Here is a 17,274-nt window from a genome sequence, read left to right on the forward strand (position 1 = left end):
CATAAAAATCAGAATGTCACACTCAAACCAAGAACAACCTTCTTTGAATTAGGATAACTACCTTTATCCACACCTAATGAATTTCCGACACCGGTAACTTCAGGGTCAAAACCAGGATAGTCTGTAAAAGTAAAGAAGTCCTCAAGTGAGCCATATATACGTAGATTTTCAATTGCTACCTTCTTAATCAGTTGCTTCGGGAAAGAATAACCTAACTGAATCTGTTTAATTTTAAAATAAGAACCGTCAAATACACAACCGGAAGAAGTCAGATACTTGGTATAATCTGTAGCGCCTGATGCAGGAGTCTTCCCATTGCGATTGCTTTCTGTCCAGCGGTTTTTTGTAAAATAAGTCAGCTGATTCAAATTGTAATCCACACGGTTCAAGCCACAGAACACATCGTTACCTTGAGAACCCGTACCAAACAAGATAAAATCAAATCCCTTCCAAGCTGCATTCAAGGTAATACCATAAGTATAGTCGGCAATTCCCTTACCAATTTCTGTCTTATCATTATCCGTAATACCTTCTACACCATCAATATCTCTAAAGATTGGCTCACCGGTTTTTGAATCCACACCCATGAAATCATAACCATAAAAATACCACGCGGGCTTACCTACCTCAAAACGAGTAATGGCTCCATAAGTCACATAAGTAGCCCCATCAATACTTGATAAAGACTCATGCATCTTGGTCACTTTATTCTTCAATGTAGCAACGTTGGCACGGACACCATAAGCAAAGTCACCAATACGATCTTGCCATCCCAGTTCCAATTCAAACCCCTTGTTCGTAATATTACCGGCATTAACTGGCGAGAAACTGTTACCTACTACAGTTGAAGCCTTAATGCCCGAAACAATCAGGTCTTTTGTCTTTTTATGGAAATAATCGGCTGTAACAGTCAAACGGCTATTCAAGAAACGGGCATCAATACCTATATTGGTTTGTTCAGAAGTTTCCCATTTAAGTCCGTCATTACCGGTAGCAGAGGGAGCATAACCATTGATGTAAGAGAAATTATTATTATCACCTACAGCCAAATGCCCGGTAGCACCAATTGATACATTCCATTTATAACCGCCCAATGATGCAGTAGAACCATTCTGTCCCCAACTGGCACGGAGCTTTAATTGTGACAGCCAGTCTTCAGTTCCTTTCATAAAATTTTCCTCCGAAAGAACCCAACCCAAAGAAACTGCCGGGAAATAGCCCCAACGTTTGTTCTTTGGCAACACAGAGAGGTCAGCAGCATCGGCACGCAGTGAGAACTGAGCCATGTACTTTCCGGCATAGTCATAATTCAAACGTCCGAAGTAAGATAATTTACGAGTATAGGTAGGCTCACCACCACTTACATCCTTTACAGCATCAGATGTAGCATAGGCAAAGTAGAAGAAATTAGGATCATTCTGCAAGAAACCCAAATGCGAAACTCTGTTAATCACATTTCCCCACATATCTGTAGTATCTTCATTATATCCCTTCTTACTTCCGCTAACGCCATAAGAACGGCTCTGACTATAAGAAGTTCCCAACATCAATGTTGCGTTGTGTTTGCCAAAAGAACGGGTGTAGTTCAAAAAGTTCTCCCACTGATAATAGGTTGGGCTATAATCCGAAGCCGAAACCTCCACCCAATCACGTTTAGCCTTGTCAGTATAGTAATAAGATTGCCCCACGCCATAAGAGGAAGTTGAAGCCAAACGATAAGAAAGACGAGAAGTAACGGTAAGCCCCTTGATAGGCATAAAATTCAAATAAGTAGAACCATTGATATTAAAGCCTCTGTTCTTGGTATAAGAGTTGTCACGCATGGCAAAAGGATTGATAGCTTCGGCATTGCCAGTGAAAGCTGATACACCATAAAGGTTGCCGTTTCCATCGCCCAACATATTCTTATGATCCTTATAGATGGTAGCCATATTCAACGGCAAGTCATCAATAGGATAAAGAGGCTTGGTCAGAGGGTCTAATTGTAATACAGAAAGCATCATGCTACCATACTCATTGCCCTCGGCTACGGACTGAGTTTTGTAGTGCTCAATCTGATTATTGGTACCTACCTCCAGCCAAGGTTTGATTTTCCAGCTGGCATTTACCATTCCCGTGAGTCGTTCATAAGTATCGGCATTGCCGACAATCATACCGTCGTTATCAAGGTGGGACAATGACAGATAGAAAGAACCTCTGTCGCTACCACCTTGGAAAGTCACATTATGACGTACCATCGAACTGTTTTCAAAAGCCTCATCGACCCAATCCGTATCGGTTTTTCCATCCCAATAGGTATCAAAAGCACTCTGGGTAAGCTTCTTGTTTTCCAAGAAGAATTCCTTGTACTGCGCAGCATTCATTACTTCGGGTACTTTACCCAAACTCTGTGAAGTATATTGAAAATCGTATGTGATTTTACCGTTTCCTTTTCCTTTCTTCGTAGTAATCAATACTACACCGTTACCGGCAGCAGCGCCATAGATAGCTGCAGAAGCACCATCCTTCAAAACTTCCATAGACTCAATGTCATTAGGGTCGATACCACCAATATCGCTGGCAATACGTCCATCCACTACATACAACGGGTCACAAGAACCGTTAGAGCTTATTCCACGGATACGTACCTGCGGAGAAGCACCCGGTTTGGCCGATGCACTGAGCACCTGCACACCGGCAGTCTTACCCTGCAATGCCTGCTCAGCACGGGTAATGGTACGTGCTTCCATATCTTCTGATTTTACCGAAGATACGGCACCGGTCAGTGAACTTTTCTTCTGCACGCCGTAACCTACCACCACCACTTCATCCAGCGTTTTAGTGTCTTCTTTCAATATCACATTCATTACTCCTGCCACTGCTTTCTTTTCTTGTGTCAGGTAGCCGATGTAGGAATAGACAATCGTCGCTCCTTCTTTCACAGACAAAGAGTAGTTGCCGTCCATATCCGTAATGACACCGTTGGTAGTGCCTTTCTCAAAGATACTCACGCCAATCATCGGTTCATTCAGGTCGTCAGTAACCCTACCGTTCACCTTTATAGTCTGGGCTTGTGCCAGACTGAAAGGAAGACAGATCAATAGGAAGAGTGCCATAGCTGCAAGTCTCTTCCGAGCTGTTTGCTTCAGATTTTGTTTCATTTGATTAAATTAGATTTATGTTAATAATAAAAGGTTTCTTAAGAAAGTGTCAGAACCCACGTGTAGGAAATGCCATCACTACCTCCAGCAGTTCCTTGTCATGGTTATACTTCACTTGGCAATCGTTATTGAAAATCATCGTTGCTCCCTTTTCTGCGGTATAAGGTTCCCACTCGGGTAACCCTTCGGCATTGGGATTGCCCGTACGGGCAAAGTTCAACCACGCGCTGCTCATCTTTTCGCCCAAAGCTTGTGCTTCAGCGCCACCCCCGGTCATGGAAGCGTGGCGCACTACATTGTTGAAGGCAAAGGGAATGTCCATGCAGTGCGTGCTGCGAAACATGCCGTCAAGTACGGGCGATTCCCACGCGAACATGTACATATAGACCGGAGCACCCTGCTGCGCAGCTTTCAGTTTAGCCTGCTCCACAGCACCGGGACGGAACACGAAGTCCACATCCACCAAATCTTTAGGCTGATAGCCGGGGTAGGCTTTCTCGAAAGCGGTAAGGAACTCGTCCGTACGTTCGCCGTATTTCTTTTGCAGGAATTCCACCGCTTTTTCTTTGGTAATGGTACGAAAAGCGGGGACATAAGTACTCATGGTAAATTCGTGCAGAGTAGTGCCAATCATCACCGGAATGCCCTTGCTTTGTGCTGGAGCTTGAGGGTCGAAAGGCTGTACGGGCAGTACATCGCCGTCCACCGTAGGCGCCCAGCCAAAAATGAAGGAAGACACCCCCTCCTTCTCTGCCTCTGCACGCACTTTGGCTATCGCCTTGTCACCGGCGGCAAGCACCTTGTCATACGGCATCTTGCAGAGTTCGTCTATCTGCGAAGCCTTCAGACCAAGTTCTTCCATCACGGCACTGCCAATGCGACGAGAATACTTTTGCTCCATCGTGCGAAGCATAGATCCGCTTTGTACAATGGCTTTATGGAACAAGCCTCTCGCCGATGGCGTGGCAAGTAGCGTAGAGACCTTGCCTCCTCCACCGGATTGACCGAAAATGGTAACATTCCGAGCATCTCCACCGAAGGATTCTATATTCTTATTCACCCATTGCAGTGCCGCCACCAGATCAAGCAGTCCGGCATTGCCCGATTTTGCATATTTATCGCCATAGGCGGAAAGGTCGAGAAAACCCAGGACGTTGAGACGATGATTCAGCGTCACAACCACTGCATCCCCTTTCTTTGCCAGATTTGTTCCGTCATACGAGGGAAGCTCCTGACCACTGCCGGCGGAATAACCTCCACCATGCAGCCACACCATGACGGGGCGTTTCTTCCCGTCTTTCAGTCCCGGTGTCCAGATATTCACCCGCAGACAATTCTCGTCAGGATAACCGTCATCCCAGTTGAAGGCAAACGCCTGCTCGTCGCTGTACCATCCCATGCGCTTGCCTTGCGGACAAGTAGGGCCGTAGGCACGGCTGCTGCGGACGCCTTCCCATTTATCAGCGGCCACGGGCGGCATAAAACGTTCGGCTTTGGCATATGGGATACCTTTATATATATAGATACCATTTTCCACATATCCGGCTACTTTTCCTGATTCAGTCTCGGCAATGGCGGTTGCCGAAGAAGCCGTAATCTCCCCCTCCTGCCCACAAGCAGATGCTTTCTCTATTTTAGCTGTCCCTCCGCACGAGGAAAGTAGGATGGCGGAGAATGCTAACACTGACAAGAATTGCTTTTTCATATTATGTATTAGTTTTATGTTTTTATGATTGCAATATTAGCACATTCTCCCCAGAAGGATTTTCTACGTTATCCAAACGGCTTTCCCCGATGTTCAAAACAGCTTTCTCCAATGTTCAAATGTTTGCAGATTTGTTCAAAACATGCTCTCCGGCAGTCTCTCTCTCAATTTTTATGAGTATTTTCGCATCGTAATGCAGAGATTCGTTGAACAAAACAAATGGATGACATGCCAATGCTTTTAGTCTACACTATATATTATGAAATACATTAAATACTTACTTCTATTGTGTTTAATCACCGCATGCAACCCGTCGGACACAAAGCCCGCACCGGAAGGCAGCATCGAAAGCCCCGTCATCACCAATGACCTCTCCAATCAGAAGGTCACCGCCTTTGCCGAAGATGCACAAGGACACATTTGGATAGGAACTTCACGAGGGGTAAACAAATATAATGTACACGAATATCATCAGTATTACTGTACGGATGACTCGCTGGATATACCCGACAATCAAATCAACGACCTCTTCCGTGATTCACAAGGCCGGTTGTGGGTAGTCACCGTAAATGGAACCAGCCTATACACAGACAAAGATAATTTCCAAAATATCCCACTGGACTTCCCCAATAAAAACGGCATCCAAATACTCGAGAACAAAGACGGAAAGATTTTTCTGAACATGATGCACAACCTTGCCGTATATAATCCACAAACACACAAATTTGACGTACCCATCAAGATATTTGACCCAAACTATACCTTCAACAACCGCTGCTTCATAGACCAGAGCAACAAACTGTGGGCAGTGACCCCACTGTCTCTGCGCCGCTACAACTCCTCCACACTAGCGCTGGAAGACTCCATTCCAATGCAAGGCATTTTTCCCACCCACTTCTTCATGCACACCAACGGAATCCTATGGCTGGCGGGAAACCGCCAGATAACATTGTTCGACACACATACGCACAAATTCAAGGAAACACCCCAAGCCCTTCGGAGCCATCCGTTGCTGCTGCATGCCAACGTCAACTACATCCACCCTTACGGCAGCAACAGCCTGCTGCTGAATACCGACCAACAAGGAATGTTTCTCTACAACTACGTGGAAGGATACGTGATACATCAGAGCGAAAACGGTTTTCCCTTCGAAGTGCCTCACTTCAAGATAAGCACCATGTTTACCGACTCACAGAAAAACCTGTGGATAGGCTCTGTAGACCAAGGCTATGTCGTGCGTTACAACTATAAAGAACGTTTCAACACCAATAATCATCTCAGCTCATACCTGAACCGAAAGTCAGTGCTGTCCGTGGCAGTGGACAAGGAGCGAAATCTCTGGATGGCCACCATGATAGACGGGCTGTACGTTTACAACATGGACAGCCACGAAGTGAAAGAAGTGGACTCGGCTGGACTTCCGGGAAAAAGCGCTACCGACAAACCGGACATCACACGCGTATTCGTAGATGATGAGGGCTACATCTGGCTGGCGGCCCTCTATGCGAGCAAGGTGATGAAATGCAGCTATAAAAACGGCATACTGAAGACAGAGTCTATTCATGACATCTTCCTACCACTGTCGTTTGCACAAGATCGTTGTGGAACAATTTGGGTGGGTACATACAGCCCTAAACTTTATGCCAAAAAGCGTAAAGAAAAAGAATTTGTCCAAACAAAAGTATTTTCCTGGACGGGAACCTTCATACCCGGACTCCTTCCACGCAACAACGGAAAGATGTGGACCACTGCCTTCATGAACCCAGTCATGCAAATCAATCCCGACAATTGGGAAAGCGCTGAAGTACCATTCGAGAACACCGACTGGCAAGCTTGTATCCAACGTTCAGTATTCATCCCTACCGACATCTTCGAAGACAGTCGTGGAGATGTATGGATTGGGACCGTCAGCAACGGACTGCTGCACTATTCTGCCGCCACCGGAAAAATCGAGACCATAGAGGGTACACCCTGCCGGGACATCTCTTGCATTGAGGAAGATGCACAAGGCAATATATGGGCAGGCACACAATACGGGCTGGGCAAATATGACCGCACCGTAGGGAAATTTACCAACTACTATGCCGCCGACGGCATAGGCGGCAATCAGTTTTACGACCGTTCTTCATGCCGCCTGCCCGACGGGACACTTGTTTTTGGCGGTACGCACGGGCTGACTTTCTTCAACCCTATGGACGTAAGTACCAAACGGGAAATTCCACTGCTCTTCGAGGATTTGAAGATACACAACCGGTTGGCACGCCCACAAGACAGCGAAAGTATAGACAAGCACCTCTCCTACCGACCGGACATCTGCCTGGACCACAATCAGAATGGTTTCAGCATCTCCTTTGCCGCACTGGACTACTGCGAATATGAACGCGTACATTATTATTACAAGATGGACGGTTTCGACAAATATTGGATTGATGCCCGCAACAACCGCGAGGCCTACTATGCCAATCTGCCTGCCGGTACCTACACCTTCAAAGTTAAAATAACCAATAACGACAAGAGCATTGTAGAAAGGGAGAATTCCATACGCGTCATCGTAAAGCCCGCCCCTTGGCAAACGTGGTGGGCATGGTGTATCTATCTGCTTATTGCCGCCGCCATCATCGGTATCTTCATCCGTGCCTGGCTACGCATTAAGCAGGAAAAAGAAACCGCCCGACGCGCCAAACAGGAGAAGGAGCAGGAACAACGGGTGAACCGCATGAACATGAGTTTCTTTGCCAACATCTCGCACGAGTTCCGCACCCCACTCACCATGATTTCGGGTCCGGTAACACAACTTTGCGAAAGTCCCAAAATAGAGGGAGAAAACAAACAACTGCTTTACATCGTACAACGCAGTGTGGGGCGCATGCTCCGTCTGGTGAACCAGCTGATGGACTTCAACAAACTGGAGAATGACACCCTGAAGCTGCGAGTGAAACGGACTGACATCATCTCGCAACTGCAACGCTTTGTAGATATTTTCCGCATCAACGCCAACGAGAAAGGCATCGCACTGAACACTTATGGCCTGGAGGATACTTTCCTCATGTGGCTGGACGTGGACAAGCTGGACAAGATTGTAGGAAACCTGCTTTCAAACGCCTTGAAGTTCACTCCGAACGGTGGGAAAGTGGAACTGTGCTTCGACGTCATTACCCGCGAAGAGGCTGCGCGTCTCTTTACGCTGACCGACAAAGACATCGACACGCAATACGTCAAAGTTGCCGTGGCCGACAGCGGGAACGGAATCCCCGAGGAACAGTTGGAGAAGGTATTCGAACGCTACTACCAACTGGACAATCAATCCAAAGGCACCTATAACTGGGGAACCGGCATCGGCTTGTACTATGCCCGCAGCCTGGCGCTGCTGCATCACGGCTATCTGAAAGCCGGTAACCGTACCGAAGGAAGCGGAGCCGTCTTCACCCTGCTGCTGCCGGTGAATGACCTCTCCTATACCCCCGAAGAATGTACCCTCCCCGAAGAAGAACAGAACAAGGCGTTTCCGATACAAACGGAAGAACAGTATCAACTGGAAAACACAGAGAGCATCCGGCAACAAAAGCAAACCCTGCTGGTGGTAGACGATGATACGGAAGTGGCCCACTACCTGAAGGCCCTGCTTTCTCCCGTCTACAAAGTTGTCTGCCGCTTCGATGCCGACAGCGCCTTCAAAGCCATGAGCGAAGAAGCTCCCGACCTCGTACTGAGCGATGTAGTGATGCCCGGAAGAAACGGTTACGACCTCTGCCGACAGATAAAGGAAGACTTGCAACTATGCCACATCCCCGTGATACTGGTAACAGCCAAAGCTACTGTAGAGAACCAGGTGGAAGGTCTGAATACCGGTGCAGATGCCTACGTAACGAAACCTTTCGAGCCCAACTACCTGCTGGCGCTTATCAAATCCCAGTTGAAGAACCGTGAGAAAGTGCGCAGTCTCCTGAGCCGTTCCACCCAAACGGATGAGATTGAGGAGAACGTGCTCTCCCCGCAAGACAACACCTTCATGACCGAACTTTACCACCTGATGGAAAACGAACTCTCCAATCCGGAACTGGACGTGGCGCGCATGACCGAGCTGCTGAAAATCTCCCGCACCAAATTCTATTACAAGGTAAAGGGGCTGACGGGTGAGAACCCCAGCGTATTCTTCAAGACCTACAAGCTGAACCGTGCCGCCAAATTGATAAAGGAAGGGAAATATACCATCTCAGAGATAGCGGACATGACGGGATTCAGTACACTGTCCCATTTCTCGACCAGCTTCAAGAAACAATTCGGGACGACGCCGAGCGAATACAGCAAGTAAAAAGCCGGTCGGTTCAAATTTATTCATTACATTTGTACCATTCTTAAAAAACCTTTTTATCCATGGCACACCGACTGAATACCAACAAGCAGTTTATGATAGGCAACGGCATCCTTGCTTTCGCCGTGATTTTTGTAGTTGTCATCTTTGTCTACATGAGCATGAGGCTGCAACAACGGAAAGAAGGAGAACGCAACTTCATCGAGACATACACCATCACACTGACGAAAGGATTTGCCGGAGATTCCACTTCCATATTCATCAACGACAGCCTGCTGGTGAACCGCACCATTGCAGAAGAACCTTTCACCATTGAAGTGAAACGTTTTGCCGAGCAAAACGCACTCATGATTGTAAACAATGCAACTGAAAAGCTTTCCTTATTTGAGCTAAGCGAAAAAGGGGGCGAATACCGGTTCGAGAAGGAAGGGGAAGAGGTGAAGCAGCTGGCAAAAAATTAGGGATAAAAAGTTGTGAAGCATTTTGCTCTCATATTTCGGAGTCAACAAGCTTTTTCCTGGCTTACCAACAGCCACTACAAAGACATCACATAACTTTTGCAGTGCTACTGCAAAGACATTACACAACTCCTGCAGTGACACTGCAGCGATACTGCATACCTTTTGCAGCGTTACTGCAAAACAGTTGCAGTGTCACTGCAAAGGTATTGCAGCAGCACTGCAAAAGGAGTGCAGTGACAGTGCAAGAGGTATGCAGTAGTTTTGCAGTATCACTGTCTGTAAAACAAGGAACTACTTACCGTGATACACCCATACTAATCTCTAACCATTTATTTTCGTTTGATATTTCCGAAGCTCCGCTCTCAATGCTTGTGCCTTTCCATCAGTCATCCGGTCGAGCAAATCCCAGAAACGCTCCCCGTGATTCATCTCGCGGGTATGTGCCAGTTCGTGCAGTAGCACGTAGTCTATCAGATGCTTGGGAAGAAGTACCAGATAATAGGAAAGGTTGATATTGCCTTGTGCCGAACAGCTTCCCCAACGCCCGCTGCTGGAATTTATCTTCACACTCTTGTAAGGAAGGTTGTGCTGCATGGAAAGCATATACAGACGGGGCGGAAGAATAATCTTCGCATTTCGCCGTAAAGCTTCCTCAATTACCTTGCGCAGCCAAGCCTGCAACTTCTCATCCGAGAAATCGGCATCAGGAGGACAGATTATCTGCATTTCCCCCAATTCCGAACGGGACAAGAACCGTTCCCGTTGTCCGCTGACCAACGTCAGTTTAAAGAACTCCGTATCAATGCGGTAATCCAAATCAATCAGCTTTCTGACCAGCTTCTGTCTGGCAGCTTTCAGACGCGGACGAAGCTGCTCGATGGCACTCTCTACCTCGGCAAGAGAAGTCCGGGGAGGCACAGTCACGTAAATTCCATCTTCCTTTGTACGGAAAGTAAGACGCCGTGCCCGGGCATTGACCCGGACAAACAAAGGACCAAGCTCTTTATCTTCTATAATGCGGTTTACTGTCATAAATCAAAGCCTCTCCCATAGGAAAGGGGCGGGAAGAGGCTTTGCAAATGAACAAAGAATCGTCCAAAAACGCAAGCAAATACCTGACAAAAGCGGACGGAGTGTCCGATAATGAACACTACACAAAAGCGACTATCCTTTAATAATCAACATTTTACACTTATGGCACAATAATTGATTAAAGTATGATGACCGAGCGTCCTTTGAAAAAAGCATTTTTATATGCAACTTTTTCAAGGTAGATCACGTCTAACTAATAAATACTGAATCACAAAAAACAAAAGAATATGAAAGCTCTAACAACATTTATCGCAATCGCCTTATTGGCATTCAGTACAACCGCTTGTTCACAACAACACACATACCGTTCCGGAGGCTTCGGCAGCAAGACGGTCAAGGCAAGCAAGAATTATGTAACCAAAGACATAAAAGTGGACAACTTCACCAAGCTGAGTGTAGCCGGCAGCCCCGACGTGACCTACACGCAGAAGTCCGGCAAACCGACAGTGGAAGTATACACCTCGGACAACATTGTAGACTTACTGGATATCCGTGTCAAGGACAATACCCTCTACATCGGCTTCAAGAAGAACGTCAGCGTATCCTATAATAAACTGGAAGTACGTGTGTCCGCAGAAAAGCTGAACGGCATTACCGTGGCAGGTTCGGGAGACGTGGAACTGAAAAACGGACTGAAGACGGATGACCTCAAAATCTCTGTGGCTGGTTCGGGTGACATCAGTGGAAACAACATCTCCTGCACAGACCTCGATATTTCCATCGCAGGCTCGGGAGACATCAATAGCAGCGACATCACTTGCAATGACCTCCAAGTATCCGTTGCAGGTTCAGGTGACATGAAGCTGAATAACGTAACCGCCAACTTCACCAGAGCATCCGTTGCCGGTTCGGGTACCGCCATCCTGAGCGGCAGTACCCAAGAAGCTGAATACAGCGTGGCAGGTTCGGGTGATTTGCTTGCTTCCGATTTCGTTGCCAAGAAAGCATCTGCCAGTGTTGCCGGTTCAGGCGACATCAAGTGCCATGCCACAGATTTCCTGAAAGTACGCACCAGCGGAAGCGGCAGTGTAGGCTACAAGGGTAATCCGGAACTGGACTATCCCAAGAAAGGACTGTATAAACTCTAACATAGAAAACATAGATTAAATAGGAAATATAGGTTTTAAGATTAATTGAGCCTAAACCGAATTCTCTCTGAAATATATATTAACGAAATGGTGAAGGGCTTCCGAGAGGAAGCTCTTCGTCCTTTTATTGAACGGATGTCCTTCCATCTCCATCCTATCAAACGCATAAGAACAATAAAGGGACACTGCATCACGCGGCGTCCCTTCTATTTTAGTTAGTTTTTATAAGATTTTGAGAGAATTGAAACTTCACAGCCTCAAGTTGTTTTAATAAAGCACACTAACTATTATGTTTAAAGCAAATGAAAATGTTATTTTAAAAGCAAATGAAAATATCTATTCACTGATTTCCAGACCCTTGTCCACCCGACGCAGGCTATCCATTACCTGCTTTTCATGAGACACGGGCACATCTCCCGAAAGAGCTACCGACGGTGCGGAAATCTGTTTACCGATAGTATCGGCTGCGGCCACCTCCTCTACATCCGAGAAAAATGAATGTTGCATCACATTCCCCATAGAAAGGACCACTGCCACTACTGCAGCGGCTTTGAACAACGGCATGAAACGTGCGGTCAATGTCATGCGCTTTGCCTTGACCACCGGAACTTCCACTTCGGCAAGCACCCGGGCATCAAAATCCTCACCCAAATGCACTTCCTGCTGAAGCTGCTGATATACGAACAAGTCCTTGTAGCGAAGCAAGTGCTTGGGCACATCGCTTCCGCTAAAGAAAGCACGCAATTCAGCCTCATCTTCCAAAGAAGTTTCGCACTGCCAGTAGCGCTCCAAGAGTTGTTCTATATATTTAGAGTCCATAACCTTCTATATCAATAAACGTTTGTTTCACTTTTTGCCGCGCCCTGAAGAGGTTCACTTTTACCTGCTCCTCGGTCAAGTTCAGGACTGCTGCTATTTCTTTATAGCTTTTACCTTCCACATCCCTAAGCTGCATAATCAGCCGCTGCTTTTCGGGAAGTCTGTTCATCAGCCGGTGTATCAACGCCATCCGTTCCTTGTTCACCAGCTTCTCGTAAGGGCCCGATGCATCGGAGGCCTGCTCCATTTCGGGGGTCAGCTCCACGGTACGGGAGTCTTTTCGCTCGCTACGGTCTATCGCCAGATTTCTTGCCACTGTCAGGCAATAGGCTTCGATAGAGCCGAATTGCGACCACTCGTCACGCTTGTTCCAGACCCTTATCAGCGTTTCCTGCACGACATCCTCTGCCTCTGCCCTATCGAACGTAATTCTCAGGGCTAACCGAAAGAGCTTGTCCTTCAGCGGGAGAATGTCATTGCGAAAGCTGAGTTCTTGCATCTCTAATAAATTGACGGTTAAGTATTCAGAAAGTTACAGTCTACTGCCGTTTTTTTTTGAATTATTTTCGGATACGGGTTCCACTGTTCCCGTTGATGGCTGATGCTAAAGTGATTACGACTTCGGACACACCCGCATTCAACGCCTCGAAAGAGTTCTCCAATTTTGGAATCATGCCACCTTGAATCACTCCATCGGCTACATATTGCTTGAATTCCTCCGGCGTTATCTGTGGAATCACGCTGTCATCATCGTCTTCGCTGCGCAGCACACCCTTCTTTTCAAAGCAGAACACCAAAGTTACATCGAACAAACCTGCCAAAGCCTTGGCGGTCTCTCCGGCAATAGTGTCGGCATTCGTATTCAGCATGTGCCCGTCTCCATCGTGTGTCAACGGAGCCATCACGGGAACCACACCCTTATGAATGAGGTCTGCCAAGAAAGCATCATTCACCTGCTTCACATCGCCCACAAACCCATAATCCACCTCCTTCACGGGACGCTTTACCGAACGGATTACATCCATATCGGCTCCCGTCAAGCCCAGTGCATTGACACCACGCGCCTGCAAGCCGGCAACGATATTCTTATTCACCAGTCCGCCATACACCATGGTCACCACCTTCAGCGTTTCGGCATCAGTGATGCGGCGGCCATTCACCATTTTACTTTCAATACCCAGTTGGGCAGCGAGCTTCGTGGCCGAGCGTCCGCCTCCGTGTACCAAGACCTTGTAGCCTTCGATGGCTGCAAAGTCATCCAATAACTTATAGAGGGTGGCTTCCTCTTCTACAATCTTGCCACCCACCTTTATTACAGTCAGTTTCTCCATTTTATTCCAAATAAGTATATCCGTACAGTCCGGAACGGTAATTAGACAAGAATTCCTTCCCTTCTTCCACAGAGATACGCCCTTCCTTGACGGACTGCGTCACCCAAGTTTCCAGCGTACGTACCAGTTTTTTAGGATTATATTGCACGTAGTCCAACACCTCAGCCACCGTCTCGCCGTCAATCAGTTGGTCGATGGTGTAGCCTTTGGAATTGACAGACACATGCACGGCATTCGTATCACCAAACAGATTGTGCATATCTCCCAGAATCTCTTGATAAGCTCCGACCAGAAAAACCGCCAGATAGTAGTGTTCCTTGTCGCGCAACGAGTGCAGCGGCAGGGTGGTCGTATCGGCACGCGAGCTGACGAAATTGGCAATTTTGCCGTCCGAGTCGCAAGTCATATCCTGCAAGGTAGCCTCGCGGTCGGGTCTTTCATCCAGCCGTTGTATGGGCATGATGGGGAACATCTGGTCGATAGCCCAGGAATCGGGCAATGACTGGAACAGCGAGAAGTTACAGAAATACTTGTCGGCAAGCAGCTTGCTCAACTTGCGGAATTCCTCGGGGCAGTGCTTCATGCCGCTGGCAATGGAGTTGATTTCGCGGCAGATACTCCAGTAGAGTTTCTCTATTTGTGCACGCGTATTCAGGTCGACGATGCCATGGCTGAAAAGGTCGAGTGCCTCTTCGCGTATCTGCTGCGCATCGTGCCAAGGTTCCAGCATACTGCGCTGGCTCAGATTATCCCAGATGTCATACAGTTCCTTCACCAGTTCGTGAGCATCCTCTCCCGGTTCCCAGTCGTCGTCCATTTCGGGCAGGGAAGCCGTTTCCAGCACTTCGAAGATAAGCACGGAGTGATGGGCAGTCAGGCTGCGTCCCGTCTCGGTAATGATATTGGGATGAGGGAACCCGTGTTTGTCGGCAACATCAACGAAAGTCGACACCACATCGTTGACATATTCCTGGATGGAATAGTTGACGGAGCTTTCGCTACTTGAAGAGCGTGTACCGTCATAATCAACTCCCATACCGCCACCAGTATCCACGAATTCGATGTTGAAGCCCATCTTGTTCAGCTGCACAAAGAATTGCGAAGCTTCACGCAAAGCATTCTTGATGCGGCGTATCTTGGTTATCTGACTGCCGATATGGAAATGTATCAGCTTCAGACAGTCCTTCATATCTTTTTTCTCCAAGAAGTCCAGCGCTTCGAGCAGTTCACTGGATGTCAGTCCGAACTTGCTGGCATCTCCTCCGCTTTCTTCCCATTTGCCACTTCCACTGGAAGCCAATTTAATGCGAATGCCGATATTAGGTTTCACCTTCAATTGCTTCGCCATCTTGGCAATAAGATTCAACTCATTAAGTTTCTCTACAACAAGAAAAATGCGTTTGCCCATTTTCTGTGCCAACAGTGCCAGTTCAATGAAGCTCTCGTCCTTATATCCGTTACAAACCACGAGGGAACCCGGGTCTGTATTGACCCCTATCACAGCATGCAACTCCGGCTTTGAACCCGCTTCCAGCCCCAGATTGAACTTCTTCCCATGGTTAATCATCTCTTCTACCACGGGACGCATCTGATTCACTTTAATGGGATAGATAATAAAGTTCTCTCCTTTATACCCGTACTCGTCGGCTGCCTGTCTGAAGCAGCAGGACACCTTCTCGATGCGGTTGTCCAGAATATCGGGAAAACGCACCAATACCGGAGCCGCTACATCGCGCAACTGCAACTCGTCCACCAACTCTTTTAAATCGACGGCAACCCCATCCTTACGCGGTGTCACCACAACATGACCTTTGTCATTGATACCAAAGTACGAAGTGCCCCAACCAGTTACGTTGTACAGCTCTTCTGAATCTTCAATACGCCATTTTCTCATCAGTACATTTACTATTAGACTATTTACAATTTACTATTTTCCCACTATAGTGTGTCTTATTAAAGGGGGCGACAAAAATACACATAAATCTAATATATCCAGCTCCTCGGACTGAAAAATACACATTTACAAGGGATTAAAGTCCTAAAAGTTGGCGTAACCGTTGCACGGATTCGCTAATCTGGCTACGGCTTTCCAGATAACCGGCATCAAAACGATAACGGGCCTGCGAGTAGAAAGGCGCACGCTTGGCCAGCGCCTCCACAATGAAGGTGCGCAAATCCTCGTCCGTCTTGCCTTGCAGGATGGGGCGCTGCTGCTTCGCCACCCGGAGCCGGCGGAACAGAATATCGGGGTGTACATCCAGGAACACCGTCTGCCCGCAACCGTTCATGTACTCCATATTGTCAAAAAAACAAGGAGTACCACCGCCGGTAGAGACCACGACATCCTCAAATTCCCCTACTTCATGCAGCATGTTCCGCTCCAATTCACGAAAAGAGGCTTCTCCCCGCTCGGTGAACAATTCACGGATTGATTTGTGAAAACGTTCTTCGATGTACCAGTCCAAATCAATGAACGGCACATTCATTTCGCGGGCAAAAGCCTTTCCTAAAGTAGTTTTACCGGCTCCCATGTAGCCGGTCAAGAAAATACGTATCATATCTGCTACGAGTTACAGGTTTCCTGCAAAGGTAGCAATTCCAAGCTGAAAACGCCTCTGTATCAGAGAAAAATTTTGATACGCTTGCTTAAATCTTCGAATTCCTTTTCTCCCGGTTCACCGGTGGGTGTACCGAAGGGCATCTGTGCAATCATCATCCAGTCGTCGGGCAGGTTCCAGGTGCGACGTACCTCGTCGTCAATCAAGGGGTTATAATGTTGCAGGGAGGCGCCCAACCCCATATCTTCCAGCATAGTCCAGATGGCAAACTGGTGCATAGCGGAGGTATGCTGTGACCAAGTGGGGAAATTATCCTTATAGGAAGGGAATGCTTCCTGCAGCTTCTTGACTACAGAAGTGTCTTCAAAATAGAGCACAGTACCGTGTCCGCTAGCAAAACAGCCGTCAATCTTGGCTTCCGTCTTGGCAAAAGCCTCGGCAGAGATGCGTGCTTTCAGGGTTTCCTTCACAATGTTCCACAATTTCTTATGTTCGTCGCCCAGCAGCAATACAATTCTTGTAGACTGTGAATTGAAAGCTGACGGCACATTCTTTACGGCTTCACGAATAATGTGTACTATTTCTTCATCCAGCACCGACGAATCGCTGCCGATAGAGTAATAACTACGGCGATGCGCCATGGCTTCTGCAAATGTTCTCTTCATTTTTTGTCCTTTCTTTTTTTATTGAGTTTTCTCTTATTTATTTTATATCCGCCATACAAAGAAACAAATAAAAGAGTTAAGTTGTTCGGATTTTCTTTTTTAC

Annotated in this window: 12 protein-coding genes; 3 read left to right on the plus strand and 9 right to left on the minus strand. The window is 47.3% G+C overall.

Annotated features, from left to right (window positions below; all coding sequences use genetic code 11):
- Positions 1-8: 8 nt before the first annotated feature.
- Together ACESTD_RS06380 and ACESTD_RS06385 are read right to left on the minus strand one after the other, a co-directional pair.
- Positions 9-3,140 carry a TonB-dependent receptor gene (locus ACESTD_RS06380; RefSeq protein ID WP_005825858.1) on the minus strand — a complete coding sequence of 1,044 codons (3,132 nt, stop codon included), beginning with the start codon at positions 3,138-3,140 and terminating at the stop codon, positions 9-11.
- Between the two features lie 49 nt (positions 3,141-3,189).
- Positions 3,190-4,845, minus strand: coding sequence for a carboxylesterase/lipase family protein (locus ACESTD_RS06385; protein WP_005825859.1), 1,656 nt, complete (start codon positions 4,843-4,845; stop codon positions 3,190-3,192).
- Between the two features lie 259 nt (positions 4,846-5,104).
- Here ACESTD_RS06385 and ACESTD_RS06390 point away from each other — a divergent pair, with 259 nt between their 5' ends.
- The gene (locus ACESTD_RS06390; protein ID WP_373158783.1) at positions 5,105-9,157 is read left to right on the plus strand and encodes a two-component regulator propeller domain-containing protein; all 4,053 of its coding nucleotides are present in this window, start codon (positions 5,105-5,107) and stop codon (positions 9,155-9,157) included.
- A gap of 62 nt (positions 9,158-9,219) precedes the next feature.
- Complete coding sequence (locus tag ACESTD_RS06395; RefSeq protein WP_005825862.1) at positions 9,220-9,618, plus strand: hypothetical protein; 399 nt, start codon at positions 9,220-9,222, stop codon at positions 9,616-9,618.
- A 321-nt stretch (positions 9,619-9,939) separates the two neighbouring features.
- Here the strand turns inward: ACESTD_RS06395 and ACESTD_RS06400 are convergent, their stop codons facing one another.
- Positions 9,940-10,650: a SprT family zinc-dependent metalloprotease gene (locus ACESTD_RS06400; RefSeq protein WP_005825865.1), complete on the minus strand. Its 711-nt coding sequence runs from the start codon at positions 10,648-10,650 to the stop codon at positions 9,940-9,942.
- A 287-nt stretch (positions 10,651-10,937) separates the two neighbouring features.
- Here ACESTD_RS06400 and ACESTD_RS06405 point away from each other — a divergent pair, with 287 nt between their 5' ends.
- A complete protein-coding gene (locus ACESTD_RS06405) occupies positions 10,938-11,798 on the plus strand; it encodes a head GIN domain-containing protein (protein ID WP_117990533.1) in 861 nt (286 codons plus the stop codon).
- Positions 11,799-12,134: 336 nt separating this feature from the next.
- Here ACESTD_RS06405 and ACESTD_RS06410 read toward each other — a convergent pair whose 3' ends face one another.
- From ACESTD_RS06410 to ACESTD_RS06435, 6 genes are all read right to left on the minus strand, one after another.
- Positions 12,135-12,617 (minus strand): hypothetical protein, encoded by a 483-nt coding sequence (locus tag ACESTD_RS06410; RefSeq protein WP_373158782.1) that lies wholly within the window; start codon positions 12,615-12,617, stop codon positions 12,135-12,137.
- Positions 12,607-13,116, minus strand: a complete 510-nt coding sequence (locus ACESTD_RS06415) for an RNA polymerase sigma factor (RefSeq protein WP_009037385.1) — start codon at positions 13,114-13,116, stop codon at positions 12,607-12,609. Before ACESTD_RS06415 ends, ACESTD_RS06410 begins: the two co-directional genes overlap by 11 nt.
- A gap of 61 nt (positions 13,117-13,177) precedes the next feature.
- Positions 13,178-13,948, minus strand: a complete 771-nt coding sequence (gene argB / locus ACESTD_RS06420) for an acetylglutamate kinase (protein ID WP_022401843.1) — start codon at positions 13,946-13,948, stop codon at positions 13,178-13,180.
- A 1-nt stretch (position 13,949) separates the two neighbouring features.
- Positions 13,950-15,842, minus strand: coding sequence for a biosynthetic arginine decarboxylase (speA, locus tag ACESTD_RS06425; RefSeq protein ID WP_005825878.1), 1,893 nt, complete (start codon positions 15,840-15,842; stop codon positions 13,950-13,952).
- A gap of 136 nt (positions 15,843-15,978) precedes the next feature.
- A complete protein-coding gene (locus ACESTD_RS06430) occupies positions 15,979-16,506 on the minus strand; it encodes a shikimate kinase (RefSeq protein WP_016272059.1) in 528 nt (175 codons plus the stop codon).
- A 62-nt stretch (positions 16,507-16,568) separates the two neighbouring features.
- The gene (locus ACESTD_RS06435) at positions 16,569-17,171 is read right to left on the minus strand and encodes a nitroreductase family protein (RefSeq protein WP_009037386.1); all 603 of its coding nucleotides are present in this window, start codon (positions 17,169-17,171) and stop codon (positions 16,569-16,571) included.
- Positions 17,172-17,274 lie beyond the last annotated feature (103 nt).

Source organism: Bacteroides sp. AR20, assembly GCF_964250605.1.
Classification (GTDB): Bacteria; Bacteroidota; Bacteroidia; order Bacteroidales; family Bacteroidaceae; genus Bacteroides; species Bacteroides uniformis.

What these genes read in the sequence shown, in the direction of transcription:
- ACESTD_RS06435 (WP_009037386.1), bottom strand. Translation starts at nt 17,171, where the DNA reads ATGAAGAGAACATTTGCAGAAGCCATGGCGCATCGCCGTAGTTATTAC.
- ACESTD_RS06395 (WP_005825862.1), top strand. Translation starts at nt 9,220, where the DNA reads ATGGCACACCGACTGAATACCAACAAGCAGTTTATGATAGGCAACGGC.
- argB (WP_022401843.1), bottom strand. Translation starts at nt 13,948, where the DNA reads ATGGAGAAACTGACTGTAATAAAGGTGGGTGGCAAGATTGTAGAAGAG.
- ACESTD_RS06400 (WP_005825865.1), bottom strand. Translation starts at nt 10,650, where the DNA reads ATGACAGTAAACCGCATTATAGAAGATAAAGAGCTTGGTCCTTTGTTT.
- speA (WP_005825878.1), bottom strand. Translation starts at nt 15,842, where the DNA reads ATGAGAAAATGGCGTATTGAAGATTCAGAAGAGCTGTACAACGTAACT.
- ACESTD_RS06385 (WP_005825859.1), bottom strand. Translation starts at nt 4,845, where the DNA reads ATGAAAAAGCAATTCTTGTCAGTGTTAGCATTCTCCGCCATCCTACTT.
- ACESTD_RS06430 (WP_016272059.1), bottom strand. Translation starts at nt 16,506, where the DNA reads ATGATACGTATTTTCTTGACCGGCTACATGGGAGCCGGTAAAACTACT.
- ACESTD_RS06380 (WP_005825858.1), bottom strand. Translation starts at nt 3,140, where the DNA reads ATGAAACAAAATCTGAAGCAAACAGCTCGGAAGAGACTTGCAGCTATG.
- ACESTD_RS06405 (WP_117990533.1), top strand. Translation starts at nt 10,938, where the DNA reads ATGAAAGCTCTAACAACATTTATCGCAATCGCCTTATTGGCATTCAGT.
- ACESTD_RS06390 (WP_373158783.1), top strand. Translation starts at nt 5,105, where the DNA reads ATGAAATACATTAAATACTTACTTCTATTGTGTTTAATCACCGCATGC.
- ACESTD_RS06410 (WP_373158782.1), bottom strand. Translation starts at nt 12,617, where the DNA reads ATGGACTCTAAATATATAGAACAACTCTTGGAGCGCTACTGGCAGTGC.
- ACESTD_RS06415 (WP_009037385.1), bottom strand. Translation starts at nt 13,116, where the DNA reads ATGCAAGAACTCAGCTTTCGCAATGACATTCTCCCGCTGAAGGACAAG.